This is a genomic window from Pseudonocardia hierapolitana (assembly GCF_007994075.1).
GTDB classification, from domain to species: Bacteria; Actinomycetota; Actinomycetes; order Mycobacteriales; family Pseudonocardiaceae; genus Pseudonocardia; species Pseudonocardia hierapolitana.
The window spans coordinates 4,676,590-4,702,729 of record NZ_VIWU01000001.1 but is presented as its reverse complement, the minus strand read 5'-3'; the positions used below and the strand labels follow the sequence as shown (position 1 = coordinate 4,702,729).

27 protein-coding genes are annotated in these 26,140 nt (G+C 73.4%); 10 read left to right on the top strand and 17 right to left on the bottom strand.

Annotation, left to right across the window (positions count from 1 at the left end):
- The first annotated feature begins 190 nt into the window (after positions 1–190).
- From FHX44_RS22390 to FHX44_RS22380, 3 genes are read left to right on the top strand one after another with little or no spacing between them, the layout of a single operon-like run.
- Positions 191–919: a (Fe-S)-binding protein gene (locus FHX44_RS22390; RefSeq protein WP_147257583.1), complete on the top strand. Its 729-nt coding sequence runs from the start codon at positions 191–193 to the stop codon at positions 917–919.
- The gene (locus FHX44_RS22385; protein ID WP_147257582.1) at positions 916–2,382 is read left to right on the top strand and encodes a LutB/LldF family L-lactate oxidation iron-sulfur protein; all 1,467 of its coding nucleotides are present in this window, start codon (positions 916–918) and stop codon (positions 2,380–2,382) included. The genes FHX44_RS22390 and FHX44_RS22385 overlap by 4 nt, the downstream gene beginning before the upstream one ends.
- Positions 2,379–3,008, top strand: coding sequence for a LutC/YkgG family protein (locus FHX44_RS22380; protein ID WP_147257581.1), 630 nt, complete (start codon positions 2,379–2,381; stop codon positions 3,006–3,008). Before FHX44_RS22385 ends, FHX44_RS22380 begins: the two co-directional genes overlap by 4 nt.
- 190 nt (positions 3,009–3,198) lie before the next feature.
- Here the strand turns inward: FHX44_RS22380 and FHX44_RS22375 are convergent, their stop codons facing one another.
- Entirely contained in the window at positions 3,199–4,482 is a 1,284-nt protein-coding gene (locus FHX44_RS22375; protein WP_147257580.1) for a glutamate mutase L, read from the bottom strand.
- 117 nt (positions 4,483–4,599) lie between these two features.
- Between FHX44_RS22375 and FHX44_RS22370 the strand changes: the two genes are divergently transcribed.
- From FHX44_RS22370 to FHX44_RS22360, 3 genes are all read left to right on the top strand, one after another.
- Positions 4,600–6,261: a long-chain fatty acid--CoA ligase gene (locus FHX44_RS22370; RefSeq protein WP_147257579.1), complete on the top strand. Its 1,662-nt coding sequence runs from the start codon at positions 4,600–4,602 to the stop codon at positions 6,259–6,261.
- Positions 6,258–7,097 (top strand): maleylpyruvate isomerase N-terminal domain-containing protein, encoded by an 840-nt coding sequence (locus tag FHX44_RS22365; protein ID WP_147257578.1) that lies wholly within the window; start codon positions 6,258–6,260, stop codon positions 7,095–7,097. The genes FHX44_RS22370 and FHX44_RS22365 overlap by 4 nt, the downstream gene beginning before the upstream one ends.
- A 98-nt stretch (positions 7,098–7,195) precedes the next feature.
- Positions 7,196–7,792, top strand: coding sequence for a nucleoside/nucleotide kinase family protein (locus FHX44_RS22360; protein WP_212612602.1), 597 nt, complete (start codon positions 7,196–7,198; stop codon positions 7,790–7,792).
- Positions 7,793–7,894: 102 nt separating this feature from the next.
- Here FHX44_RS22360 and FHX44_RS22355 read toward each other — a convergent pair whose 3' ends face one another.
- From FHX44_RS22355 to FHX44_RS22335, 5 genes are read right to left on the bottom strand one after another with little or no spacing between them, the layout of a single operon-like run.
- Positions 7,895–8,677 carry an SRPBCC family protein gene (locus FHX44_RS22355; RefSeq protein ID WP_147257577.1) on the bottom strand — a complete coding sequence of 261 codons (783 nt, stop codon included), beginning with the start codon at positions 8,675–8,677 and terminating at the stop codon, positions 7,895–7,897.
- Positions 8,674–8,982, bottom strand: coding sequence for an ArsR/SmtB family transcription factor (locus FHX44_RS22350; RefSeq protein WP_147257576.1), 309 nt, complete (start codon positions 8,980–8,982; stop codon positions 8,674–8,676). The genes FHX44_RS22355 and FHX44_RS22350 overlap by 4 nt, the downstream gene beginning before the upstream one ends.
- Before the next feature lie 43 nt (positions 8,983–9,025).
- Entirely contained in the window at positions 9,026–10,528 is a 1,503-nt protein-coding gene (locus FHX44_RS22345; protein ID WP_147257575.1) for an amino acid permease, read from the bottom strand.
- Between the two features lie 51 nt (positions 10,529–10,579).
- The gene (locus FHX44_RS22340) at positions 10,580–11,500 is read right to left on the bottom strand and encodes a cation diffusion facilitator family transporter (RefSeq protein WP_147257574.1); all 921 of its coding nucleotides are present in this window, start codon (positions 11,498–11,500) and stop codon (positions 10,580–10,582) included.
- Positions 11,501–11,510: 10 nt separating this feature from the next.
- Positions 11,511–12,107: a TetR/AcrR family transcriptional regulator gene (locus tag FHX44_RS22335; protein ID WP_212612601.1), complete on the bottom strand. Its 597-nt coding sequence runs from the start codon at positions 12,105–12,107 to the stop codon at positions 11,511–11,513.
- 76 nt (positions 12,108–12,183) lie between these two features.
- Here FHX44_RS22335 and FHX44_RS22330 point away from each other — a divergent pair, with 76 nt between their 5' ends.
- Positions 12,184–13,320, top strand: coding sequence for a DUF418 domain-containing protein (locus FHX44_RS22330; protein WP_212612600.1), 1,137 nt, complete (start codon positions 12,184–12,186; stop codon positions 13,318–13,320).
- Between the two features lie 13 nt (positions 13,321–13,333).
- Here the strand turns inward: FHX44_RS22330 and manA are convergent, their stop codons facing one another.
- The 5 genes from manA to FHX44_RS22305 all read right to left on the bottom strand — a co-directional run bounded on the left by manA (position 13,334) and on the right by FHX44_RS22305 (position 17,703).
- A complete protein-coding gene (manA, locus tag FHX44_RS22325; RefSeq protein ID WP_147257572.1) occupies positions 13,334–14,548 on the bottom strand; it encodes a mannose-6-phosphate isomerase, class I in 1,215 nt (404 codons plus the stop codon).
- Between the two features lie 16 nt (positions 14,549–14,564).
- Complete coding sequence (locus tag FHX44_RS22320; RefSeq protein ID WP_147257571.1) at positions 14,565–15,659, bottom strand: SIS domain-containing protein; 1,095 nt, start codon at positions 15,657–15,659, stop codon at positions 14,565–14,567.
- Between the two features lie 2 nt (positions 15,660–15,661).
- Positions 15,662–15,868: a Trm112 family protein gene (locus FHX44_RS22315; protein ID WP_147257570.1), complete on the bottom strand. Its 207-nt coding sequence runs from the start codon at positions 15,866–15,868 to the stop codon at positions 15,662–15,664.
- Between the two features lie 93 nt (positions 15,869–15,961).
- Positions 15,962–17,317, bottom strand: coding sequence for a phosphomannomutase/phosphoglucomutase (locus tag FHX44_RS22310; protein ID WP_147257569.1), 1,356 nt, complete (start codon positions 17,315–17,317; stop codon positions 15,962–15,964).
- Positions 17,318–17,355: 38 nt separating this feature from the next.
- Positions 17,356–17,703 (bottom strand): DUF3499 domain-containing protein, encoded by a 348-nt coding sequence (locus FHX44_RS22305; RefSeq protein WP_147261378.1) that lies wholly within the window; start codon positions 17,701–17,703, stop codon positions 17,356–17,358.
- Between the two features lie 228 nt (positions 17,704–17,931).
- On the opposite strand from FHX44_RS22305, the gene FHX44_RS22300 reads away from it, so the two are divergent.
- Positions 17,932–18,411 (top strand): metallopeptidase family protein, encoded by a 480-nt coding sequence (locus FHX44_RS22300; protein WP_147257568.1) that lies wholly within the window; start codon positions 17,932–17,934, stop codon positions 18,409–18,411.
- A gap of 28 nt (positions 18,412–18,439) precedes the next feature.
- Here the strand turns inward: FHX44_RS22300 and FHX44_RS43385 are convergent, their stop codons facing one another.
- Positions 18,440–18,772 (bottom strand): WhiB family transcriptional regulator, encoded by a 333-nt coding sequence (locus FHX44_RS43385; protein ID WP_246170520.1) that lies wholly within the window; start codon positions 18,770–18,772, stop codon positions 18,440–18,442.
- A gap of 243 nt (positions 18,773–19,015) precedes the next feature.
- On the opposite strand from FHX44_RS43385, the gene FHX44_RS22290 reads away from it, so the two are divergent.
- Positions 19,016–19,711 carry a site-2 protease family protein gene (locus FHX44_RS22290; RefSeq protein WP_246170519.1) on the top strand — a complete coding sequence of 232 codons (696 nt, stop codon included), beginning with the start codon at positions 19,016–19,018 and terminating at the stop codon, positions 19,709–19,711.
- A 179-nt stretch (positions 19,712–19,890) separates the two neighbouring features.
- On the opposite strand, the gene FHX44_RS22285 is transcribed toward FHX44_RS22290, so the two are convergent.
- From FHX44_RS22285 to FHX44_RS22265, 5 genes are read right to left on the bottom strand one after another with little or no spacing between them, the layout of a single operon-like run.
- A complete protein-coding gene (locus FHX44_RS22285) occupies positions 19,891–20,433 on the bottom strand; it encodes an NUDIX hydrolase (protein WP_147257566.1) in 543 nt (180 codons plus the stop codon).
- A complete protein-coding gene (locus FHX44_RS22280; protein WP_147257565.1) occupies positions 20,427–21,626 on the bottom strand; it encodes a coenzyme F420-0:L-glutamate ligase in 1,200 nt (399 codons plus the stop codon). Before FHX44_RS22280 ends, FHX44_RS22285 begins: the two co-directional genes overlap by 7 nt.
- The gene (cofD, locus tag FHX44_RS22275; protein ID WP_147257564.1) at positions 21,619–22,611 is read right to left on the bottom strand and encodes a 2-phospho-L-lactate transferase; all 993 of its coding nucleotides are present in this window, start codon (positions 22,609–22,611) and stop codon (positions 21,619–21,621) included. The genes FHX44_RS22280 and cofD overlap by 8 nt, the downstream gene beginning before the upstream one ends.
- Positions 22,608–23,162 carry a methyltransferase family protein gene (locus FHX44_RS22270; protein WP_212612599.1) on the bottom strand — a complete coding sequence of 185 codons (555 nt, stop codon included), beginning with the start codon at positions 23,160–23,162 and terminating at the stop codon, positions 22,608–22,610. Before FHX44_RS22270 ends, cofD begins: the two co-directional genes overlap by 4 nt.
- Positions 23,163–23,195: 33 nt before the next feature.
- Positions 23,196–24,194 carry a LacI family DNA-binding transcriptional regulator gene (locus FHX44_RS22265; RefSeq protein ID WP_147257562.1) on the bottom strand — a complete coding sequence of 333 codons (999 nt, stop codon included), beginning with the start codon at positions 24,192–24,194 and terminating at the stop codon, positions 23,196–23,198.
- 140 nt (positions 24,195–24,334) lie between these two features.
- Here FHX44_RS22265 and FHX44_RS22260 point away from each other — a divergent pair, with 140 nt between their 5' ends.
- The gene (locus tag FHX44_RS22260) at positions 24,335–26,134 is read left to right on the top strand and encodes a glycoside hydrolase family 127 protein (protein ID WP_147257561.1); all 1,800 of its coding nucleotides are present in this window, start codon (positions 24,335–24,337) and stop codon (positions 26,132–26,134) included.
- The last annotated feature ends 6 nt before the right edge of the window (positions 26,135–26,140 follow it).

The following is a 26,140-nucleotide window of genomic DNA, read 5'->3' as shown; positions in this document are numbered from 1 at the left end:
GAAAACCATGCGCCCGCCTCCTCGTGTGAGTGCAGGCGCCCTTGTTCCGTGTATGCAATGGCCAGGTGATCGAGCGTGGCGGGCGCGTGGCCCGTCGCAGCGCCTCTCGACACCGACTTCGCGATTGCCCTTCCAGCATCCGAGCTCCCGCCGGGGCTGTCAACCGAGCCCGAGGACATAGGGTGACGCCGTGAGGATCGCGTTGTTCCTGACGTGCCTGGGGGACGCGCTGCACCCCGAGGTCGGCCGGGCCACCGTCACGCTGCTGGAGCGGCTGGGACACGAGGTCGTGTTCCCCACCGACCAGACCTGCTGTGGCCAGATGCACGTCAACACGGGATACCAGCGCGAGGCCCTGCCGCTCGTGCGCCACCACGTGGAGACGTTCGAACCGTACGACGTGATCGTCGCGCCGTCCGGGTCGTGCGTGGGCTGCGTCCGCCACCAGCACGCGATGGTCGCCCGCGGCGCGAACGACGACCGGCTCGCCGAGCGTGCCGAGACCGTGGCCTCCCGCACCTACGAGCTCTCCGAGCTGCTCGTGGACGTCCTGGGGGTGGAGGACGTCGGGGCCTACTACCCGCACCGCGTGACCTACCACCCCACGTGCCACTCGCTGCGGATGCTGCGCGTGGCCGACAAGCCGCTGCGCCTGCTGCGCAACGTCCGCGGCATGACGCTGCTGGAACTGCCCGAGTCCGACCAGTGCTGCGGGTTCGGCGGCACGTTCGCGCTGAAGAACGCCGACACGTCCACCGCGATGCTGGCCGACAAGATGCGCAACGTGCTGTCCACCGGTGCCGAGGTCGCCACGGCGGGCGACGCGTCCTGCCTGATGCACATCGGCGGCGGCCTGTCCCGGCTGCGCAGCGGCACCCGCACCGTCCACCTGGCCGAGATCCTGGCGAGCACATCGTGACGACCTTCCTCGGGATCCCCGCGCCGCGCGGCGTCGGGCACCTGCGTGGCGAGCACTCCTTCCCCGACGCCGCCCGCGGCGCGCTCGCCGACTCCCAGCTGCGCCGCAACCTCGGCCACGCCACCCGCACGATCCGCGGCAAGCGCGCGAACGTCGTCGGCGAGCTGGACGACTGGGAGCAGCTGCGCCTGGCCGGTTCGGCGCTGAAGGCGGCCACGATGGCGCGGCTCGACGAGCACCTGGAGCGCCTCGAACGCGAGGTCACCGCCCGCGGCGGCACCGTGCACTGGGCGCGCGACGCCAACGAGGCGAACGCGATCGTCACCCGGCTCGTGCAGGAGACCGGAGCGTCCGAGGTCGTCAAGGTCAAGTCGATGGCCACCCAGGAGATCGGCCTCAACGAGGCCCTCGAGGCGGCCGGCATCGAGGCGCACGAGACCGACCTCGCCGAGCTCATCGTCCAGCTGGGCGGCGACCTGCCCAGCCACATCCTCGTGCCGGCCATCCACCGCAACCGCGCCGAGATCCGCGAGATCTTCCTGCGGGAGATGCCGGGCGTGGACCCGGAGCTGACGGCCGAGCCGCGCCGGCTCGCCATGGCCGCGCGGGCGCACCTGCGGGAGCGGTTCCTGCGGGCGAAGGTCGCGATCTCCGGCGCCAACTTCGCCGTCGCCGACACCGGCACCCTGCTGGTGGTCGAGTCCGAGGGCAACGGGCGGATGTGCCTCACGCTGCCGGAGACGCTGATCACCGTGATGGGGATCGAGAAGATCGTGCCGACCTGGCAGGACCTGGAGGTCTTCCTCCAGCTTCTGCCCCGCTCCTCCACGGGTGAGCGGATGAACCCGTACACGTCGGCCTGGACCGGCGTCACCCCCGGCGACGGCCCGCAGGCCTTCCACCTCGTGCTGCTCGACAACGGGCGCACCGCGGTGCTCGGCGACGAGCTGGGCCGCAGCGCCCTGCACTGCATCAAGTGCTCGGCCTGCCTCAACGTCTGCCCGGTCTACGAGCGCACCGGCGGGCACGCGTACGGCTCGGTCTACCCCGGGCCGATCGGCGCGGTGCTGTCACCGCAGCTCACCGGGGTGGAGGACAACGCGTCGCTGCCGTACGCCTCCAGCCTCTGCGGGGCGTGCTTCGACGCCTGCCCGGTGCGGATCGACATCCCGTCGCTTCTGGTGCGGCTGCGTGCCCAGCACGTGGACGAGCAGCGGAAGCGGCGCGTGCCGAGCGCGGAGGCGATCGCGATGGCGGCGGCGTCCTGGGTGATGTCGTCGCCGCGCCGTTTCGCGGCCGCCGAGAAGGCCTCGCGAGCGGGGCGGCTGCTGGGCAGGCGCACTGGCCGGATCCGCACGCTGCCGCCCCCGCTGTCGGCCTGGACGGCCAGCCGGGACGTCCCGCGCCCGCCTGCCGAGACGTTCCGCGAGTGGTGGGCGCGCGAACGCGGAGGTGCGGGATGAGCGCCCGGGAGGAGGTGCTCGGCCGCATCCGCGCGGCGAACGCAGCAGCCGGGCACCCGGCGCCGCCGACCGTGCCGCGCGACTACCACCGCGAAGGCACCCACCCGGCAGGTGCGCCCGAGCTGCTCGACCTCTTCCGAGACCGGCTGGTCGACTACAAGGCGACCGTGCTGGACGCCCCGGCGGACGGCGTCGCGGAGGCGGTGCGGACCGCGCTGGCCGACGCCACCGGGAACGTGGTCGTGCCGCCCGGTCTGCCGGACGGCTGGTGGCCGGACGGGCTCGCGGCGTCCCGCCTCACCGACGACCGGCTCTCCCCCGCCGAGTTGGACACCGCGGCCGCGGTCCTCACCGGATGTGCTTCGGCCTGCGCCACCACCGGCACGATCGCCCTCGACGGCTCGCCCGACCAGGGCAGGCGCGCCATCACCCTGGTCCCGGACGTGCACGTTTGCGTCGTGCGCGCCGAGCAGGTCGTGCAGACCGTGCCCGAGATGCTCGCCGCGCTCGAACCGACCCGCCCCATCACGTTCGTGAGCGGCCCGTCGGCCACGAGCGACATCGAGCTGGAGCGCGTGGAGGGCGTGCACGGCCCCCGCACGCTGATCGTCGTGCTGGTGGCCTGACCGCGGCCCGGGCCCGAGCTCACGCACCGGTTCTCCGCCCGCGCTACCCGTCGAGGGGTAGCGCCCGCCACGACGGGGTGCGCCGGCGGAATCGGGGCGCCGGCGGAATCGGGGTGCGCCGAGGCCGGCGAGGGGGCGGCGGGCGGGGCCTCGCCGCCACTGCTGCAGGCGGACGCGGAACCTCGACAGATCAGCCGAGCAGGTGGTCGCGCAGCAGCGACTCCGCCGCCTCCGTTCGCCCGCGGGCGGCGAGCAGCCCTGCGGGCACGACCGCGAAGTCGGAGTCGACCACGACCGGCGCGCCGGCGAGCACCGGGGCGAGCACGGGGTCGGTGCGCAGGGTGGCCACCACGGCCGCGAGCCCGCCCGCGAGGTTCCGCTGGCGGAACACGCCGCCCGCCAGCACCACGAGCCCGACGTCGCGCCCGGCGCCCGCGTGCACGCGCAGGTGCCTGCGGACCGCCACCACGGCGGCCAGCGCGGCGATGCGGCGGTCCTCGGCCGCGCTGCCCCGATCGCGCGGGACGTAGCCGGTCTCGCTGGCCATGCGGGCGACGGTGGGTCCGAGCAGATCGGCCTCCACCGGGTCGACGATGCCCTCGGTCTGGCTCTCCACGAGCACTCCACCGGCGGCCGCGCGCACGCCGAGGTCGCCCTCGACGGTGCGCACCGGCTCGGCCCGGTCGGCCGAGTGGACGTCGGTTGTCGCGCAGCCCACGTCGACGACGAGCACCCGGGCGTCGCAGATCGCGGCGAGCCGCGTGGCCGCGTGGCCCACCGCCTCGGGCGTGACCACCCGCACGAGCCTGCGGAACCGGGGAGCGACGGCCGGACCGCGCCCGCCGATCGCGTGCCGCCGGTACAGGTCCGCGAGCGCGGCGCGCGCGGGCCCGGGCACCACCTCGCCCCGGCGGGGCAGCACGTTGTCGCAGGCCACCACGCTGCGTCCGGTGGCGCGCAGCAGGGCGACCGCGTCGTCGCGGGCCGCGGAGTTGCCGGCGAGCACGATCGGGTGCCGGATGCGCGCCCTGGCCAAACGGCTGGCATTGTGCAGCAGCCCGGCCGGGTCGTCGCCGTCCGAGCCGCCCACGAGCAGCACCACCCCGGGCCGGGCGCTGCGCAGCAAACGGACGTCCGACGGTTCCAGGGGCCCTGCGTGCACGTGGACGACGTGCGCCCCGGCCGAGACCGCCACCCGGTGCCCCGCCTCGGCCGCCGACAGCCGGTCGGACCCGACGACCGCCAGGCGCAGCCCGCCGCCCGCCGACGAGCATGCCAGCAGCTCCGGCTCGTCACCGCGGCCCGCCGCCGACACCGCGCGCACCGCCGCGTCCATGCCCGCGAGGACGTCGCCCGTAGTGGTCCGGTGCTCCGCGAAACCCGCGAGGGATCCGTCGGCGTGCACCAGCACCGCCTTGGTCCACGTCGACCCCACGTCGAGGCAGACCGATGCGGCCTGGTCGGTGGGCGTCACGGCGCACGAGCCTAACCGCTGGTGACCCGGATGGCGCTGGATGAAGCCGATGGTGAAGCCACGCGTCGGGAGGTAACTTTCGGTGACTCGCGCCACAGCCGCCCGGAGGAGACCCCGATGCTCGGTCTGATGCAGGATCGGCCGCTCGCCCTGCCGCACGTCTTCCACCGGGCCGAGGAGTACTTCGGGCACAAGTCGATCGTCACCGCGGACGCCACCGGCGAGAGCCGCGTCACGGTGGCCGAGTGGGCGCAGCGGGTCCGGCGGCTCGCCACCGTGCTCGACACGCTCGACGTGAGCGCGGACGGCCGGGTCGGCACGTTCGCCTGGAACACCGGCCGCCACCTGGAGCTCTACCTGGCCGCCCCGTGCACCGGGCGGGTGCTGCACACGCTGAACATCCGGCTCTTCCCCGAGCAGCTCGTGTACGTCGCGAACCACGCCGAGGACGAGGTGGTGTTCGTCGACCGCTCCCTGCTGCCGCTGTTCTGGCCGCTGGTCGACAAGCTGGAGACCGTCCGCCACGTCATCGTGATCGACGACGGCGCCGAGGCCGAGATCCCCTCCGACCCGCGCGTACACGACTACGAGGAGCTGCTCGCCGCGGCCACCCCGTTCGAGGGGCGGTTCGAGATCGCGGACGAGAACACCGCGGCGGCCATGTGCTACACCTCCGGCACCACCGGCAACCCCAAGGGCGTGGTCTACAGCCACCGCTCGACGGTGCTGCACTCGCTGATCACGCTGATCGCCGACGGCGCCGCGCTGTCCGAGCGCGACGTCGTGCTGCCGGTCGTCCCGATGTTCCACGCGAACGCGTGGGGACTTCCCTACGGATGCCTCCTCGCCGGCACCGACCTGGTGCTCCCCGGCCCGAACATGACCCCGCAGGCGATCGCCGATTTGCTGGAGCGGCACCGGGTCACCGTCACCGGCGGTGTGCCGACGATCTGGATGGGGATGCAGCCGCTGCTCGCCCAGCACGACCTGAGTGCGCTGCGCGCGATCCTGTGCGGCGGCTCGGCGGTGCCGAAGGCGCTGTCGGAGGCCTACCGGGAGGCGATCGGCGTGCCGATGCTGCACGCATGGGGCATGACCGAGACCAGCCCGATCGCCACGATGTGCACCCTGCGCACGCAGCACGAGCCGCTCACCGAGGCCGAGCGCGCCGACGTCCGCGCGCGGCAGGGCCAGGCCGTGCCGCTGGTCGACCTGCGGCTGGTCGACCCGGCGACGGGCGAGCCGCAGCCGTGGGACGACGTCGCCACCGGCGAGATCCAGGCCGCCGGGCCGTGGATCGCCGCCGAGTACTACCGCGGCGAGGGCGGACGCGCCCAGTTCACCGACGACGGCTGGTTGCGCACCGGCGACGTCGCGGCCGTCGACCGCTACGGCTTCCTCCGGATCGTGGACCGCACCAAGGACCTCATCAAGTCCGGCGGGGAGTGGATCGGCTCCGTCGACCTGGAGAACGAGATCATGTCGCACCCGAAGGTCGCCGAGGCCGCCGTGATCGCGATCCCGCACCCGAAATGGGTCGAGCGCCCGCTCGCGTGCGTCGTCGTCAAGCCCGGGGAGACCCTCACCGCTGAGGAGGTCATCGCCCACCTGGAACCGCGAGTGGCGAAGTGGTGGCTCCCCGATGCGGTGGAGTTCATCGACGAGGTGCCGAAGACCAGCGTGGGGAAGTTCTCCAAGAAGACGCTTCGTGAGAAGTTCGGTGGCTACCAGGTAGCCGCGCCCGCAGCGGCCAGCACGACCGACGACGGCAGGACATGACGACCGCACCACTCGTTCCACCCCGCACTCCCACCACCCACCAGAACGGGGGCCTGCCGCCGGCACTGAGCGGAGCTCCGCGGAGCGAACAGACGACGCTGAGCGGAGCTCCGCGGAGCGAACAGACGACGCTGAGCGGAGCTCCGCGGAACGATCAGACGCGGACGAAACCGCTGCCGAGCCCGGAGTTCACCGCGCTGCGGATCGCCTACTCCGACATCTCGACGATCGCCTCCTCGCTGGAGGAGGAGGACTCCTGGCTGCCCACCCGCTGCCTGGGGTGGACGGTGCGCGATCTGCTCGTGCACCTGCTGGGCGACGTCCAGCGGGCGCTGGTGGCGCTGGCCACGCCGGCCGCCGGGCCGGCCGACCGCGACGCGGTGACGTGGTGGACGGCCGGCGAGCCGACCGACGACCCCGGCTTCCGCGAGCTGCGCAACCTGCGCACGATCTCGGGGGCGTGGGAGCTCGAGGACCTGGTGCGCACGTTCATGGAGACCACGCGGGCGGTCGTCGCGCTCGCCGGGCGCACGCCGCCCGAGGCGCTGGTGGCGACCCGCGGGCACGTCCTGCAGGCCGTGGACCTCGTCACCACGCTCGCGGTGAAGGCGGCCATCCACCACCTCGACCTCGTGATGGAGCTGCGCCGACCGGGCCCGCGGGCCGAGCCGCTCGCGCTGGTGCGCTGCACGCTGGACGCGCTGCTCGGCCACCCCGCACCGGCAGACTGGCCCGACGAGCGCTGGGCGCTGCTCGGGACCGGCCGGGTCCCGCCAGGCGGCGGCGAGAGGCGGGCCCTGGGGGCGGCGGCAGCCCGCCTCCCGTTGCTCTGCTGAACCCTCGGCGTGGAAGTTCAGGAAAGCCACATTCAGGGCCTGCAGAGCCTTGAATGTGGCTTTCCTGAACCTGCGAGGGCTGCCCGTAGCCTGCCGGCGTGGAGAGCATCGTGGAGATCGCCGCGCTTGCCGAGCAGGTGCTGGCGGCGCCACCGCGATGCGGTGCCACCCGGCTGGTCTGCATCGACGGCCCGTCCGGCTCCGGGAAGACGACACTCGCCGGGCGGGTCGCCGCTGCGCTCGGCGGCCCGCCGGTGCTGCACATGGACGACGTCTACCCCGGCTGGGACGGCCTCGCCGCCTCCGTCCCACTGCTGTACGCGCAGGTCGTCGCGCCGCTGGCGGCCGGCAGGCCCGCCTGCTACCGCCGTTACGACTGGCACTGCGGCGAGTTCGCCGAGGCGCACGACCTCGGGACTCCGGAGCTGCTGGTCGTCGAGGGCGCGGGGTGCGGGGCGCGGGTCATCGCGGAACGGGCCGTCCTCCTGGTGTGGATCGAGGCGCCGCGGGACGAGCGGTTCCGCCGCGGCATCGCGCGTGACGGCGAGACCTACCGCCCGCACTGGGAGCGCTGGGCCCGGCAGGAGGCGGCGCACTTCGCGGCCGAGGCGACGGCGCGCCGGGCGGACGTCCGCGTGGACGGCGCGCCGATCTCATCCCACGACCCGGCCCGGGAGCTCGTCCTGCTTCCCTGACCGCCGGCGAGTCCGACATCCCGCCCGGCGTGTCGGGCAGTCGCGCACGGTGCGCGTTCGCCCGACTCGCCGTGCTTGAACGTCGGACTCGCCGATGGGGGTTCAGCGGCCCGTCGGGACCGCCTCCAGGCGGTCCAGGAGCTGCGCGATCCGTGCCCGGTCTCCCGCGAGGGCTGCCTGCGGGTCGCCGTCGGCGCCGGTGTGGGTGAGCACCAGCCGGGTGCCGTGCCCAGTACCCGCCACCAGCTCCCACCGCACCGAGCCGCCCTCCTCGGCGTCGTGCTCCAGGATGCGGCCACGGACGGAGGCGCCCGGCGGAGCGAGGTCGGTCAGGGCGCCCCACACCCCGTCGGCGGGACGGGTGAGCTGGCGCTCGTGCCGCACCTGCCACCCGGCGGCCCCGGTCTCGACGGTGCCGGCATCGAGCCCGAACTGCGTGAGGAGCTGCTCGTGCAGCGCGATGTCGTCCACACCGGGATCCGCGCCCGCACGTCCGTCGAGCGCGAGGTCGAGGGCGACGATGCAGGTGTGCCAGCCGGCGGCGAAGCTCGCCGCGCCCGCCCGGTCGTCGAAGGTGTGCAGGAGGACGAGCCGGGTGCCCTCGCCGTCCGGGTGCAGCTCCCAGCGCAGGTGGTCGGTGCCCCACGTGTACGCGATCAGCCGGGGAGGGTCGAGGTCGGTGATGGTTCCCGTGTCGCCGTCGCCGTCCAACTCGAAGGTGAGGGCACCGCCTGCCCGCAGGTCGAGTGTGACGCTCCCGGGGAACCAGTCCGCGAGCCGCTCGGGCTCCGTCACCGCCTTCCAGACCTTCTCCGGCCGGTGCTTCAACCACCGCTCCATGCGCAGCACGGAACGGCCGTCCCGGGTCTGCAGGCTCTCGGTCATGTCTCCTCCGCGTCTGCATCGAGGTGCCGCTCGAGGGCGTCGAACCGGTCGGCCCACATCCAGCGGTACGGCGCGAGCCACTCGTCGACCTCGGCGAGGGGGGCCGGGTCGAGCTCGTACCACCGCCGCTGCGCGTCGGCCCTGACCTTCACCAGCCCGGCCTCGCGCAGCACCCGCAGGTGCTTCGACGTGCCCGGCTGGCTGAGGCCGAGCTCCGCGGTGAGCTCCCCGACCAGCCGCGGGCGTTCCCGCAACAGGTCGAGGATCCGGCGGCGGACCGGCTCGGCGAGGACCTCGAACGTCACGAACCGAACATACCAAGGCAGATATATAGCCGCAAGGGAATGTTCAGCCCCGTGCGCGGCGCCCGACCAGGGAGTGGGACCGGCCGTAGGCGAAGTAGACGACGATGCCGATCACCATCCAGATGACGAACCGCAGCCAGGTCTCGACCGACAGGTTGATCATCAGCCACAGGCAGGCCAGCACGGAGAGGATCGGCACGAGCGGCACCAGCGGCGTGCGGAAGGCCCGCGGCAGGTCCGGCCGGCTGCGTCGCAGGATCACCACGCCGATGGACACCAGCACGAACGCGAACAGCGTGCCGATGTTGACCATCTCCTCCAGCGCCCCGATCGGGAAGAACGTGGCGACGACCGCCACCATCGCCCCGATGAGGAGGGTGGCCCGGTAGGGGGTGCCGTGCGAGCCGGTGTGCGCCAGCCCGCGCGGCAGCAGCCCGTCGCGGGACATCGCGAACGCCACCCGGACCTGCCCCAGGAGCAACACCATCACCACGGTGGTGAGGCCGGCGAGCGCGCCGACCGCGATGATCGTGGCCGCCCAGTTCACCCCGACCGCCGCGAACGCGGTGGCGAGCGTGGCGCGGGTTCCGTCGGGCTGGGTCTGCAGGTCGGTGTAGGGCACCATCCCGGTGAGCACCAGGGAGACGCCCACGTAGAGCACCGTGACGATGGCGAGCGACCCGAGGATGCCGCGCGGGACCGAGCGCTGCGGGTTCTTGGTCTCCTCGGCCGTCGTCGCGACGATGTCGAACCCGATGAACGCGAAGAACACCAGCGAGGCGGCCGCGAGCAGCCCGTAGATGCCGAAGGTGCTGTTCGCCTCGCCGCCGAAGAGCGAGAGCAGCGACTGCTCCAGGCCCGACCCCGCCTCCGACTCCGCCGGGGCGGGCGGCGGGATGAACGGGCTGTAGTTCGCGGCGTTGATGTAGAAGACCCCGAGGAGGATCACGAAGAGGACGATCCCGACCTTGATCGTCGTGATCACCATGCTGAACCGGCTGGAGAGCTTCGTCCCGAGCACGAGCAGGGTCGTGAGCACGGCGATGAGCAGCAGCACGCCCCAGTCGACGTCGATCCCGCCGACCGTCACCGTGGTCGGCACGTCGGCGCCGAACTGGCTGAAGACCGTCTCCAGGTACACCGACCAGCCCTTGCCGACCACCGCGGCGGCCACGGCGAACTCCAGCACCAGGTCCCAGCCGATGATCCAGGCGATGAACTCACCGAAGGTGGCGTACGAGTACGTGTACGCACTGCCGGCCACCGGCACCGTCGAGGCGAACTCGGCGTAGCACAGCGCCGCGAGCGCGCACACGATCGCGGCGAGGACGAACGCGAGCGAGACCGATGGCCCCGCCACGTCGCCCGCCGTGCTGGCGGCCAGGGTGAAGATGCCGGCTCCGACCACGACGGCGACGCCGAAGACGATCAGGTCCCAGGTCGTCAGGTCCTTGCGGAGCCTGCTGTCCGGTTCGTCGGTGTCGGCGATGGACTGCTCGACCGACTTGGTACGCATGATCCCGTTGCGGGTCTCGCCGAGGGCCATCCGGGAAACCTAACGGTCACGGGGCGCACCGGCCACCCCGCGCAGCGACGGTCAGCCCGCGAGCGCAGCCCGGTCGAGATCGGGTTCCAGGTAGATGATCCGCGCGTCCGGCACGCGTTCGCGGACCCGCACCTCGGCCGCGTCGATGGCGGAGGCGACGGACTCGAGCGGCAGGTCGGGCGCGAGCGCGATCTTCGCGGCCACCAGCAGCTCCTCCGGCCCGAGGTACTGGGTCTTGATGTGGATCACGCGCTGCACGTCGCCCGACTCGAGGGCCGAGACGATGTCGGATAGCACCGCGGGCGCGGCGCCTTCGCCGATGAGCAGGCTCTTCATCTCGATGATCAGGATGACCGCGATGACACCCAGCAGCACACCGATGCAGATGGTGCCGATCGCGTCCCACACCGGGTCGCCGGTGAGGACGCTGAGCCCGACGCCGAACAGGGCGAGGACCAGCCCGACGAGCGCGCCGAGGTCCTCCAGCAGCACGACCGGCAGCTCGGGGACCTTCGCCTGCCGGATGAACTGCCACCACGTCCCGGACCCCTTCAGCGGGCGGGACTCGACGATGGCGGTGCGGAAGGAGAAGGACTCCAGCCCGATCGCGACGACGAGGATCACGACGGCAACGATCGGCGACGTGAGCGGCTCGTGGGACTCCAGCTTGTGGATGCCCTCGTACAGGGCGAACACCGAGCCCAGCGTGAACAGCAGCAGCGCCACGACGAACGAGTAGAAGTACCGGTCCCTGCCGTAGCCGAACGGGTGCTCCGCGGTGGCCGCGCGCCGGGCGGTGCGGCCGCCGAGCAGCAGCAGACCCTGGTTGGACGTGTCGGCGACCGAGTGCACGGACTCGGCGAGCATCGAGGACGACCCCGTGATCAGGTACCCGATGAACTTCGCGAGCGCGATCCCGGCATTGGCGATCAACGCCGCCACGATCGCCCGCGTTCCCCCACTCGCTGCCATGGCGCGAAGCCTAGTAGTCGGCACCAACCGGACGAATCCCGACGGCCGGAAGTATGGCCTGGTCGACGATCTCCGCCAGCCGCTGCCGCGTCGGCTCCTCCCCGGCGTCGACGATGTGCTTGAACACCAGTGCCTCGCCGATCTCCTCGACCACGGGCGTGACCAGGGCGGGATCGACGTGGCCGAGGCGGGCGTAGTGCTGCAGCACGGTGGCGGTGAACCGCCGCCCGGACCGGTCGAAGACGCCCTGCAGCCGCTCGACCAGGCCGGGATGCCGGTGTCGTTCGAGCATGATCGCCTGTACGGCACGTGCGGTGGGGTGGCGCGACCACTCGAGCAGCAGCTCCAGGGCCGCGATCAGGTCTCCCCGCAGGTCGTCTGCGGCCGGTGAGGGCTCCTCCACGGGGTACGCGGCCGCGATCGCATCGAGCAGCACCTCCTCGGGCGCCGCCCAGCGCCGGTAGAGCGTGGTCTTGGGCGTGCCGGCCCGGCGGGCGATGCCCTCCATCGTCAGCCGCCCGAGGCCCACCTCGTCGAGCTCGGCGAGCACCGCGTCGTGCAGAGCCGCCATGAGCGCCTCACCCCGGCGCCGCGTTCGTGCGGCCATGACCCTCCTTGCTGAGATACGCGTGCGTAGCTTAATCTGCGTCAGCTACGAGTCCGTATCTTACGAGAGGCCCGATGTGTCCTCGCTCCGCTCCGAACCCCCGGTCGCGCCACGGGTGCGCGCCCTCGCCCCCGACCTGGCCAGGGGCACGATGCTCGCCGTCATCGCGCTCGCCCACTCCCAGGTGCTCGCGCGCCCGTTCATCGGCCCGGTCCCCGGGCCGGGGCCTGCCCTGGACACCGCGGTGCAGACCCTGCTGACGCTGTTCGTCGACAGCCGCGGATACCCGATGTTCGCCGCGCTCTTCGGCTACGGGATGGTGCAGATCCTCCGCAGCAGGGAGACCGCACTCGGCTGGGCGGGGGCGCGCCGGCTGCTGCGCCGCCGCGGCGCATGGCTGATCGCGTTCGGCTTCGCCCACGTCCTGCTGCTCTACCCCGGTGACATCCTCGCCTCCTACGGCATCCTCGCCCTCCTGCTCGTCAGCGCGTTGCGCTGGCCGAACGCGCGCCTGTTCGCCGTCGCAGGATGCGCCGCGGCTCTCGGCGCCCTCGCGTACGGCAGCTTGCTCGCCCTTCCCGCGGGCGGTGAGCTGTCGCACGAGGTCGGCCCGCTCGGCTCGGCGGCTTTCCGGGCCGCGGTGTTCCCGCTGATCGTGCCCCTGAACGCCGTGATGGCCGCGGCACCCGTCCTCGTGGGGATGTGGGCCGGACACCGCAGGCTCCTCGACGAGCCCGAGCGGCACCGGCGCCTGCTCACGCGGGTCGCGATCGCCGGCATCACGATCGCCGCGGTCGGCGGCATCCCCTACGCCTTCGTCACCACCGGGCTGTGGCACCCCGAGACCGCCGTCCTCGTCACCGTGGCGACGCTGCACACCGCCGCCGGGTACGCGGGCGGGCTCGGCTACGCCGCCCTGGTGGGGCTCGTCGCGGCGCGGCTGGCCCGGCGGGCCGCCCACGGCCCCGTCACGGCCGCGCTCGCCGCGTGCGGCCGGCGGTCCATGACCTGCTACCTGGCGCAGTCGGTCGCGTGGTTCCTGCTGCTCGAGCCCTACACGGCAGATCTCAGCGGCGCCGTCGGCGTCGCCGCGGCGGCCGCCGTCGGACTCGGGGTGTGGCTGGCCACGGTGGTGGCCGCCGATCTGCTGCGCCGGGCCGGCCGCCCCGGCCCGGCTGATGCGCTCCTGCGCCGTCTGGTCTACCGCGGGTAGCGGGACACCCAGGTCAGACGGCGAGGCCGTCGCCGGCCAGGAACAGCTGGGTGGCCTCGGCGCGCGGCTCGATCGTGACGGACGTGTCGGTGGCACTCAGCCACAGCGACGCGCCACGGCCGATCTCCAGCTCGCCCGCGAGGGAACGGACGCACGCCGCGCCGGCCGTGCACAACAGGATGCGCGGCCCACCGTCGGGCACCGAGACCGGGCTGCCCGGGGCACCGTCGAAGCGGCGGAGCAGGAACTCCTCGGCCGGCGTGTCGTACCGCACCCAGTCGCCGTCCGGCTTCCCGGCGACGATCGGCGGCGGGGTGGAGTGGAAGTCGAGCACGCGCAGCAGCTCGGGCACGTCCACGTGCTTCGGGGTGAGCCCACCGCGCAGCACGTTGTCGGAGTTGGCCATCAGCTCGATGCCCGCCCCCGACAGGTACGCGTGCAGGTTGCCCGCAGGCAGGTACAGGGCCTCGCCCGGCTCGATCGTGACCCGGTTGAGCAGCAGCGCGGCCAGCACGCCCGCGTCGCCCGGGTAGCGCTCCGACAGCTCGAGCACCGTGCGCGCCTCGGTGGAGAACTCCGCGTCGCTGCCCGCCAGGCGGACGCAGCCCTCCTGCAGTGCCGGCACGAGCGTGTCGAGCACGGCCTGCGGCAGCGTGATCCACGTCGTGAACAGCGCGCGCAGACCGTCGGCATCCGGCTGGGCGGCCAGCAGCTCGGCGTGCCCGGCGAGCTCGGGAACCCCGAGGGCCCGCAGCAGCCGGACCGTGGCCGCCGGGTCGCGGAAGCCGACGAGCGCGTGCAGCTCGGTGAGCGCGCAGATCAGCTCGGGCTTGTGGTTGGCGTCCTTGTAGTTGCGGTGCGATGCGTCGCGGGCGATCCCCGCGGCCTCCTCGCGGGCGAACCCCGCCCTTGCCTGCTCGATGCTCGGGTGCGCCTGCAGCGACAGCGGCTCGTCGGCGGCCAGCACCTTGAGCAGGTACGGCAGCGTGGAGTCCCAGCGGTCGCTGCGCTCCGGCCCGAGCAGCTGCTTCGGGTCGGCGGCCAGCGCGTCGAGCAGCGAGCTCCGCCCCCCGTCCGCGTGGACGAGGTGCGACGGGTCCGCCGGATGGGCCCCGAGCCACATCTCCGCCTGCGGATGCGGCGAGGGCACCTCCTGGCCCAGCAGGTCGGGAATCACCGTGCGCGAGCCCCACGCGTAGGCACGCACGGGGTTGTCCAGCAGCTCCACGTCCGGTCAGCTCTCCTCAGGCAGGCTCGATCGTGCGGGTGGCCAGTCCCAGGTACACCGCGGCCACGTCCAGCCGGGACGCGAGCAGCGCAGCCCGGAGCAGGGCGGCGTGGCGGGTGCCGCGCGCCACCTCGTCCACCGGGTGCAGCACGTCGGCCGACGGCCACCCTCGCCCGGCACGCCGCAGCGTCACCTGGCCGGGGTCATCCTCCCCGGTGGCCAGGAGCACGAGACGCACGGGGGGTGCCTCCGCGGGACCGTCCGGGTCGGCGAACGGGTCGCGGAAGATGTCGACGCCGGACGCCCCGCGGTCGAGCGCCCGCACGAGCGCGGTGGCACCGGCCCCTTCGGTGGCCTCTCCCGAGTGGGCGACGACGCCGGCGTGAGTCGCGAGTGCGGTGGCGCCGTGAGCGGCCACAGCGGCCGCGAGCCGGTCGGTGCCCCACAGCAGCGGGGTGTGGTCGGCGAGGCGCAGCGCGAGGGACTTCGCCGGGTTCATGAACGGCTCGTGGCCGGGCTGGTTGCGCTCGGCCTCGGCGTCGAGGGCGTCGGCCAGGGCGTCCATCGCCGGGTCGAGCGGCCCGTCGAGCAGGCCGAGCGCGCGCAGGGCGGCCAGCCCGACGGCCAGCGCACTCGGCAGGTCCAGCCCGGGGGGCACCGGGATGCGCGGTTCGATCAGCCGGGCCCGGCCGGCGCCCGCCGACGCGACCGGCCCCTCGACGGGTGCCGACAGCACCACCTCGGCTCCCCTGCGCACGGCGAGCACGACGCTGTCGGCGAGCTCGGCGTCGGTGGCCTCCGCGGTGTGGGCGACCACCACGTCGAGCGGCCCGATCCACGACGGCGTGGCATCGGTGACCACGACCGGTACCGGCGCCGCCGGGCCCAGCAGAGCCGCGAGGATGCCGGTGGCCGTGGCGGACGCGCCCGGCCTGCGCAGCAGCACGAGGGCCCGAGGCCGGTGACCGGCCAGAGCGCCGACATCGGCCTCGGCCGCGCTCTGCGCGGCCGAACGCACCTGCGCGCCCGCCGTGGCGGCGGAACGCAGGACGCCGCCCGTGTCGAGCGCGGCAAGGGCCCTCGGATCGGCGAGCAGGGTGTCGTCGAGCACGGTCAGCCGGCCGGAGCCGAAGTGGGTGGGGTCGCCTCGTCCAGCAGCAGCACCGGGATCCCGTCGACGACCGGGAACCCCCGCCCGCACTCGGTGCACGTGAGGACGTCCGCGTCGGGGTCGGCCGGTGTGCCGGCCCGCAACGGCGCGTGGTCGTCGGACGGGCAGGCCAGTATCTCCATCAGCTGGGGGTCGAGCTGTACGGCCACGGCCTCCTCCTTCGCAAGGGCAGGCGGAACTGCCCGCGATGTTGCCAGTGCGCGGCGCGGTCCGCCCGTTTCGTTTTCGCCTGTGGCCGGCTGCTACGCCCGGACGACCGCGAGCACCTCGTCGCGCAGCGCCGCCATCGCGGCGGCGTCGGCCGCCTCGACGTTCAGCCGCAGCAACGGCTCGGTGTTGGACGGGCGCAGGTTGAACCATGAGCCGTCCGGCAAGCTCACGGTGAGCCCGTCGAGCTCGTCGAACTCGACGCCCTCGCGGGCGCCGTAGGTCTGCTTGACCGCGGCGATCCGGTCGGCCTGGTCCGCGACCGTCGAGTTGATCTCGCCGGAGGCGGAGTAGCGCTCGTAGTCGGCCATGAGCTGCGACAGCGGCCCGTCCTGCTCGGCGAGCGCCGCGAGCGCGTGCAGCGCGGCCAGCATTCCGGAGTCGGCCTTCCAGAAGTCGCGGAAGTAGTAGTGCGCCGAGTGCTCGCCGCCGAACACCGCACCGGTCTCGGCCATCGTCTGCTTGATGAAGGAGTGCCCGACACGCGTGCGCACGGGGCTGCCGCCGTGCTCGGCGACGATCTCGGGCACCGCCTTCGACGTGATCAGGTTGTGGATCACGACCGAGCCGGGCGCCTTGGCCAGCTCCCGGACGGCGACGAGGGCCGTGATCGCGCTCGGGCTCACCGGCTCACCGCGCTCGTCGACGACGAAGCAGCGGTCGGCGTCGCCGTCGAACGCGAGGCCGAGGTCGGCACCCTCGGCGACGACCCGCTTCTGCAGGTCGACGAGGTTGGCGGGGTCGAGCGGGTTGGCCTCGTGGTTGGGGAACGTTCCGTCGAGCTCGAAGTACAGGGGCACGACGTCGAACGGAAGCGGCTCGAACACCGCGGGCACCGTGTGGCCGCCCATCCCGTTGCCCGCGTCCACGACCACCCGCAGCCGGCGGGACGCGCTGAGGTCGACGAGCTTGCGCAGGTAGGCCGCATAGTCGGCGAGCAGCTCGCGGTGGGTGACCGTGCCGCCACCCGGCCCCGCGGGCACGCCCGCCTCGACGGCCGCCCTGATGGCGGCGAGCCCGGTGTCCTGCCCGATCGGGGTGGCGCCTGCGCGGCAGAGCTTGATGCCGTTGTACTTGGCCGGGTTGTGGCTCGCGGTGAACATCGCGCCGGGCAGGCCGAGCGTGCCCGAGGCGAAATACAGCATGTCGGTGCTCGCGAGCCCGATCGAGACGACGTCCAGGCCCTGCCCCGTGACGCCCTCGGCGAATGCCGCGGCCAGCTCGGGGGAGCTGTCGCGCATGTCGTGGCCGATCACGACCCCCTGCGCACCCTCGCCTCGCACGAGCGCGGCCATGGCCGCACCGATGTCGCGGACGGTGGGGGCGTCGAGCTGCTCGCCGACAACACCGCGGATGTCATAGGCCTTCACGATCGCGCCGAGATCTGCCACAAGACAGACACTAGCGACCGCCACGAGCGAGCCTTCGGTCAGTCCTCCGCGGACCCGGGCAGGACGCGCAGATGCCCGCGCCGACCCGTACCCGTTGCGGTCACCGGCTCGACGGGACGGTCGGCCCGCCCGGCCTCCCGCACCGCCTCGGCGAGCGCGGTGAGGTCGTCGGCGTTGTGCTGCGGCGGGGCGAACTCGCCCTCGAACCGCACGACCTCCCAGCCCCGCGGCGCCGTGAGGCGGTGGGCGTGCTGGGTGCACAAGTCGTAGGAATGGGGCTCGGCCTGCGTGGCCAGCGGGCCGACGACCGCCGTGGAATCGGCGTAGACGTAGGTGAGCGTGGCCACCGCGGGCTCGGTGCACCCGGTTCGTGAACACCGCCGCACACTCAGCACGTCCTGGACGATACCTCCTCCCGCCCCACAACCGCGCCGCGACGCGCGGCCATCCCCGCGAGTCGCCGCGTTCACCCCGGGCGAATGCGGCGTCTCGGCGCGTGAGGACCGCGTGCGGGAGGCGGGAACCGGAAGTGCGTCGCCGGGGCGGGTGGTGTCGGCGGTCGGCGTGGTGTCGGGGAGTGGGGCGGGCGCCTGCGGGGCCGTAGCATTCACGGGGTGACGACCGCGCGCCGCACGCTGCGCCGCTCTCCCCGGAGGCGGGACCGCCGGGGTCGTGGCCTGCGCGGGCTCATGTACCCGGCCAGCACACCCGCCTCGCGCACCCGCGCCGAGAAGTTCGACGCGATGGTGTTGGAGGCACTCGAGCCCATCGAGCTGCGCTGGGGGTCCGAGCTCGCCGACCTCGACCTCGCAGTCGACGAGGTACCGGAGGTCGAGGAGACATCCCCGGACGACGTGGTGTGGGGCCAGGGCGTGCTCGCGGACGTCGGCGTGCCGCTCGCGCAGCTCGTGCCCGCGGGCGTCGATCCGGAGGGCCTTCCCTCGCGGGCCCGCATCGTGATCTACCGCAGGCCGCTCGAAGCGCGTGCCCGGGACGGCGCCGATCTCGCCGACCTGCTGCACGAGGTGCTCGTCGAGCAGGTGGCGGAGTACCTCAACATCGAGCCCGACGCCGTCGACGGCGGCGAGAGCTAGCCGCCCCGCAGTCCTCAGGCCTCAGGCGTCAGGAGGCGGCGCGGCGCAGCCTGCGCCGCTCACGCTCGGACAGCCCGCCCCAGATGCCGAAGCGCTCGTCGTGGGCCAGGGCGTACTCGAGGCACTCCGCGCGCACCTCGCAGCCCGAGCAGATGCGCTTGGCCTCGCGGGTGGAGCCGCCCTTCTCCGGGAAGAACGCCTCGGGGTCGGTCTGCGCGCACAGCGCGCGCTCCTGCCAGTCCTGCTCCTCGCCGTCCTCCTCGGCAAGGGCGACGACGGCTTCGCCGAACGGGTCCGCGGTCGGATACGGAACTCCCCCAGAGGTTTCGACCAGCCCCATCGTGGCTGTGATCACGTTCACAATTGCCCACCTCCCCGCGCGCCCCCGGCGTGGCTGCCACCAACCCTACGGGCTGGGAATGACAGCAATGTAAGTACAGCGCTGTCAGTTCATGGTGGCAAGCTGAAGCTGCCGACCGGGTGATGCAGTCCACCCGGTCGGTCGCCCGGTCAGGACAATGATCCGGTGCGTGTCGAACCCCATCGGGTCAGTCCGTGGTTCCTACTGCTCCTGGCGGTCACCATCGGCGGAGCCCTACTCACCGTGACCGGCACGCCCTACGCGATCGCCGAGGGCTCCTCGGCACTGCTCACGACCGGGATCGTGCTGCTCGTGCTGGGCGGGTGGGCCGTGTCACTGTGCCTGCACGAGTTCGGGCACGCCGCCGTGGCGTATCGCGGGGGCGACCACTCGGTGCGCGCCAAGGGCTACCTCACCCTCGACATCCGCCGCTACACCGACGTCGGGCTGTCGTTCGTGCTCCCGATCGTGATCCTCCTCGTGGGTGGGATCCCGCTCCCCGGTGGAGCAGTGTGGATCAACCACGGGGCGATCCGGTCGCGGGGCGTGCAGAGCCTCGTGTCGCTGGCCGGTCCCGCGACGAACCTGGTGATCGGCGGGCTGCTCACGGCGGCCGTCGCGCTCGTGGAGATGCCGATCGGACTCGCGATCGGGCTGTCGTGCCTCGCGTTCATCCAGGTGATCGCGTTCGTCCTCAACATCCTGCCGATCCCCGGCCTCGACGGGTTCGGCGTGATCGAGCCGTTCCTGTCACCGAACACGCGCCGGATGGCGGCCCGCGTGCGGCCGTGGGCTCCGCTCGTGCTGTTCGTGCTGATCATCAGCGTGCCGGGCGTCAGCTCGGTGTTCTTCCAGGCGGGCGGCACGGTGTTCGCAGCGGTCGGCGGAGACGCCCGCCTCGCGTTCGCGGGCTACTCGGAGCTCCTCTTCTGGCGCTGACGGCGCACCAGAACGCACGACTCACCGTGCTCGAACGTCGGACTCGCCGTGTCGGGACGCACGACTCGCCCACCACCCCGCGAGTCCGACGTTCCGCCACGGCGAGTCGGGCATCCGGACACGGCGAGTCGGGCATCCGGACACGCCGAGTCGGGCATCCGGACACGGCGAGTCGGGCGTCAGGAGAGGCGGTGGCGGGCCGCGGCGACCATCGCAGGGACGGTGTCGGTGTCGCCCGGGAGGGCGTCGAGGGGCCACCAGCGCAGGTCGTCGGACTCCTCGCTGATCCGCGGCACGGCCCCGGCGGGCGCCCGCACGAGGAACCGGACGTCGAGGTGCCGGGTCGGCAGGCCGAGCGAGCACGTGATCGGGTGGACGTCGACGTGCAGCGGCTCCGGGTCGATCACGAGCCCGTCCATGCCCGACTCCTCGGTGGCCTCCCGCAGCGCCGCACCGGCGAGCGAGGGGTCGCCGGACTCGCAGTGCCCGCCCAGCTGGATCCAGCGCCCCACCCGCGGGTGCAGGGTGAGCAGCGTGTGCTCAGCGGCGGCGTCGACCACGAGCGCCGACGCGGTGAGGTGGCCGGGTACGCAGGAACGCGAGCACGCGTCCTCCGGGCGGGCGTCGATGAAGGCGAGCAGCGCGTGCCGCAGGCCCTGCTGCCCCGGGTCCGGTGGTTCCCAGGCGCGCAGCTCCGCGGCCGCCGTGGCGGGCGCTACCACTCGACGAGCCCGGTGGCCGGGTCGCCGGGGGAACGCGGCTGCGGCGGTTCGGCCGGCACGCCCACGCCGACGGCGCCGCGCAGCTGCCAGCCGGGCGGGATGTCGACGAAGCCGCGGACCAGGTCCGTCGCGATCGACGCCGTCCAGTACGAGGCGAGGCCCTCGGTGGCCAGCGCAACCCGGAACGACTGCACGCCGGCGCCCGCGGCCAGTGGATCCGCGCCTGCGGAGAAGGCGAGCACGAGTTCCGGAGCGCGACGCAGACGCTCGTCGGCCAGCGCGTCGAGCAGCGCGGCGCGGCGGTCCCGGTCACGCAGCCAGGCGAACCTGATCGTCGGCTCGGTCGCGAGCGCAGCGCCCGCCGCGCGCCGGACCGCGGACTCGTCCACCTGCTCGTCGGCGAACTCGTCGCTGTCGCGCCGCAGCAGGACGGCCTCGCGCCTGCCTTGGGCGATGGCCTCCTCGGTACCGAGCCAGAACAGGTCCTCCTCGACCGGGCGGACGAGGTCGCGCGCGGTGGAGCCGTCGTCCACCGGGCTCAGGCCGCGGACCACCGCCACCGGCAACCCACCGAGCTTCCCCTTGGCCAGGTCGGCGGCCGCCGCCAGCTCGTCGGCCAGCGCGACCTCGGTGACCAGCAGCTCGTTGCCCTCGGCGTCGTGCATGCCCTCGTAGCGGTGCAGCACGGGCAGCCCGGACGAGCCGATCGCGACGTCGGTCTGCCCCACCCGCCAGGTGCGGCCGAGCGTGTCGGTGACGAGCACCGCCACGTCGACGCCGATCAGCCGCTTCAGATCGGCCCGCAACCGGGCGGCGCTCGCGTCCGGGTCGGCGGGGAGGAGGGCGAGCTCGTCGCGCCGCACGTTCGAGCCGTCGACCCCCGCCGCGGCCTGCACGATGCCGAGCTTCCCCTGGACGATCAGGGTCCGCCCGCGGCGGGCGAGCACCCGCTCGGTCTCGGCGAGGACGAGCTCGCGCCGCAGCGCGTCGCGCGCCTCGGGATCGGTGGGAGCCGGGACGAGCCTGCCCTCGACCTTGGAGAACACCTTGGACGTGACGACGACGACGTCGCCGTCCTCGAGCCACGGCGCCGCCGCGGCCAGTGCACCGGCCAGGTCGTCACCGGGGCGGAAGTCCGGCAGCCCGCGGACCGGGAGGACGGTGAGGCCCTCGGGGGCGGCGTGATCACGCAACGGTGGTCCCCGCCAGCTCCAGGGCGCGCCGGGCCATCTCCGCGGTGGCCTCGACGTCGGTCATCAGCAGGGGCACGGACCGCACCTCGACCCCCGGCACCTCTGCGGTGTCGCCGCTGTGCACGAGCCAGCCGTCGAGCACCCCGCCGTCGGCGCGCGCCCCGAGATGCCGCCCGACGGCCTCGGCCGTGGTCTCCACGCCGATCGCGGTGAGGCAGGCGTCGGCCATCCCGCGCACCGGCTTGCCGCCGACGATCGGCGAGAGCCCCACGACCTTCGCCCTCGTCTCGCGCAGGGCGTCGCGCACGCCGGGGACGGCGAGGATCGTGCCGATGCTCACCACCGGGTTCGACGGGGCGAGCAGCACGGCGTCGGCGTCGCGGATCGCGTCGCGCGCGGCCGGCAGCACGTTCGCCTGCTCCGCACCGACGGAGACGATCTCGTGGGCGGTCGGCTCGGCGTGGAAGCGCACCCACCACTCCTGGAAGTGGATCGCCTTGCGGGCCTGTGGGCCGGTGTCGGGGTCGTCCACGACCACGTGCGTCTCCACCCGGTCGTCGGTGGCCGGCAGCAGCCGGACACCGGGACGCCAGCGCTCGCACAACGCCGCGGTGACGTCGGAGAGCGCGTAGCCGGCGCGGAGCATCCGGGTGCGCACCAGGTGGGTGGCGAGGTCGCGGTCGCCGAGCCCGAACCACGTGGGTTCGGCGCCGTACGCGGCGAGCTCGTCGCGCACCGTCCACGTCTCGCCGAGCCGTCCCCAGCCGCGTTCGGTGTCGATGCCGCCGCCCAGGGTGTACATGCAGGTGTCGAGGTCGGGGCAGATCCGCACGCCGTGCATCCACACGTCGTCGCCGACGTTCACGACCGCGGTGATCTCGTGCTCCGACTCGCCCTCACCCGTGGCCGGCAGCCCGAGGGCCGCCTTCACCCCGAGCAGGAACCGGGCCCCGCCGACACCGCCCACCAGCACCGTGACTCTCACGCGCGCGAGCCTACGCGCGCGTGATCGCCCAACTCCTGCTCCGGGTTCCAGGGGCGAAGGCGCGGCAGCCAGCGCGGCACCGCCGCGCGGTAGCGCTCGTACTGCTCGCCGAACCTGGCCGCGAGCCGCGGCTCCTCGCACAGGAGCACGTACGCATCGACGGGCCCGGACATGATCCCGACGTACAACAGCAGCCGCCCGCGCCCGAGCACCAGCGCCTGCCCCAGGACGGTCGAGGCCAGTGCGAGGTACATCGGGTTGCGCACGTACCGGTAGATCCCGCCGACCACCAGCTCGGTGGGCGCGGCCACCGGGACCGGCGTCCCGAGCCCTTCCCGCACGAAGCGCGCGAAGGCCGAGGTGATCACGGCGGCACCCCCGCCGATGAGCACGGTGCCGGTCACCCGCGCTGCGGTGCCGCCCGGCAACGGGCTGCGGGCCCGCCAGCGGGTCAACAGGTAGGGCACGACGCCTGCAACCGTGCCGGGCCCTGCCAGCATGAAGGCGGCCGAGGCCAGGGCGGCCCTCCTGCGTCGGCTGCCGACGTCCACGGACTTCATCCTACGATGAATTCTTGCGCCTGGTCAGTCGGGCAGGGTCGAGGCACGGATCACCAGGCGGGTCGGCATCTCGAGCGTGCCGCGGTGCGGCCGCCCGGCCACGGCGTCGAGCAGCATTCCGGCGGCCCGGCGGCCCAGCTCCTCCAACTCCAGGTCCACGGTGGTGAGCGACGGGCGGCACGCGAGGGCCATCACGTCCCAGTTGTCGTAGCCGGTGACGGCGACGTCGTCGGGGATCCGCCTGCCCAGCTCCCGCAGCCGCTCGCAGACGCCCCGGGCGATCTGGTCGCTGCCGCAGGACACGGCGTCGAGGTCCGGGTGGGCGCGCAGCAGCAGGTCCACCGCGGCCCGACCCCACCGCTCGCTCCACTCCCCGTAGAGAGCGGGCCCGCGGAACGCGGCGCCCGCCGTGCCGGTGGCCGCCCGGGCGCGTTCGACGGCACTGCGGTGCCGCTCCGGCCCCGTGACGTGCGCGATCGCCGTGCGGCCGATGTCCAGGAGGTGCCCGACGGCGCTGGTGGCGCCGCCGTGGTCGTCGACCACGACGGAGGCGTCGGCCGGATCGGTGGAACTGGAGAACGCGTACACGACCGGGATCGGCACCTTGATCGGCGCGCGCGGCTCGGTGCGCCTGCCCGTGACGATGATGCCGTCGACCCCGCGGGCGAGCAGCGTTCGGACGTAGTGCTGCTCGCGCACCGGGTCGTCCCGGGTGTCGCAGAGCAGCAGCGCCATCTCGCCGGCGGAGAGCGCGTCCTCGGCCCCGAGCATGATCGGGATGCTGAACCGCCCCGAGCTGTCGGTGGTGATCAGCCCGACCGTGTAGCTGCGCCCGGACGACAGCGCGCGCCCGCGGCCGTCCGGGGTGAACCCGAGCTGCTCCGCGGCCCGCCGGACCCGCTCGCGGGTCTCCGCGCGCAGCTGACCGGTGTCGTTGAGCGCCTTCGACGCGGTGCCGGGCGACACCCCGGCGAGCGCGGCGACGTCGGTGATGCGGACGGCGCCGGTACGGCCACTCGTCACCGACACTCCTTTCCGTGCGTTCCGGATGATGCAGCGTACTCGCGTCCGCAACGGAGCTGCCCTTGACTACGCCTCGGCGACAGGCCTACGGTCTGTCGGAAAACGAATTCCTGATTTTCCGCAACACACGCAGGAGTGGCATGACGGCGACCTCGTCCTCGACCGGCACGCGCGGCCCCGCCGCCCCGACGGACGGGGCCCGGGTGGCACTGCACCCGCTCGGCATCGGCGACGTCCGGATCGGCGGCTTCTGGGCCGAGCGGCAGGGGGCCAACGCATCGGCCGTCCGGGTCGGGCTGCAGCGGCTGGAAGAGGCGGGCAACCTCCAGAACCTGCGCATCGCCGCCGGCCGGGCCGATGGCGAGGCGATCGGGCCGGTCTTCGCCGACTCCGACGTCTACAAGTGGCTCGAGGCCGTGGCCTGGGAGTACGCCCGTCAGCCCTCGGACGAGCTGCTGGAGATGCAGCGGGAGGTCACCCGGATCATCGCCGCGGCCCAGGCCGACGACGGCTACCTGAACTCCGTCGTGCAGGTCCGGCACGGGAACAGGCGCTACACCGACCTGCCGTGGAGTCACGAGCACTACTGCGCGGGGCACCTGATCCAGGCGGCAGTGGCCCAGGTGCGCTGCACCGGCGACACCGCGCTGCTCGACGTCGCGGTGAGGCTCGCCGACCACCTGGCCGGGACGTTCGGCGAGGACCGCCGCCACGACGTCGACGGTCACCCGGTGATCGAGATGGCGCTGGTCGAGCTGTACCGCGAGGCCGCCGACCCGCGCCACCTGGAGCTGGCCCGCTACTTCGTCGAGGCCCGCGGGCGCGGCCTGATCGCGGCCTACGGCAAGGAGCCCACGTACTTCTCCGACCGGGTGCCGGTGCGCGAGGCCACCACCGTCGAGGGCCACGCCGTGCGTGCGGTCTACCTCGCGGCGGGCGCCGCCGACGTGGCCGCCGAGCTGGGCGACGAGGAGCTCCTGCAGGCGCTGCGCACCCAGTTCGACCACATGACGGCCACGAAGACGTACGTGACCGGCGGGCTGGGCGCGCGCTGGGAGGGCGAGGCGTTCGGCGACCCGTACGAGCTGCCCACCGACCGCGCCTACGCCGAGACGTGCGCGGCGATCGGCGGCGTCCAGTGGGCATGGCGGATGCTGCTCGCCACCGGCGACGCCCGCTACGCCGACGCGATCGAGCGCATGCTCTACAACGGCTTCCTGGCCGGGGTCTCGCTGTCGGGCACCGAGTACTTCTACGTCAACCTGCTGCAGCACCGCAGCGACGCCCACGCCGACGGCAACCGCTCCCCCGCCCACGGCCGTCGTGGTTGGTTCGACTGCGCCTGTTGCCCGCCCAACGTCATGCGCACGCTCTCCGGTCTGGAGGGCTACCTCGCCACGCACGACGGCAGCGGCGTCCAGCTGCACCAGTACGCGCCGGGCACGATCACGGCGGGCGGGACGACGCTGACCGTCGAGACCGACTACCCATGGGACGGGCTCGTGCGGGTGCGCGTCGACGCCGCCCCCGGCCCGTTCCGGCTCTCACTGCGCGTGCCCGCGTGGGCGGAGGGAGCCACGATCGGCACGCGGCCGGCGCCGCCCGGTTACGTCCACATCGACGCCGCGGCGGGCGACGTCGTGGAGCTGCGGCTGCCGATGGAGGTGCGCACCACCACGGCGCACCCCCGCGTCGACGCGGTGCGCGGCTGCATCGCGCTGGAGCGCGGCCCGCTCGTGTACGCCGCCGAGCAGGCCGACCACGACACCCCGGTCGACGACGTGCGCATCGACCCGGACGCCCCGCGGTCGAGCGAGCACCGCCCCGACCTGCTCGGCGGCGTCACCGTCGTCACCGCGGGTGGGCTGACCCTCGTGCCGTACTACGCCTGGGCCAACCGCGGCCCCGCCCCGATGCGCGTCTGGATCCCCACCACCTGATCCCGG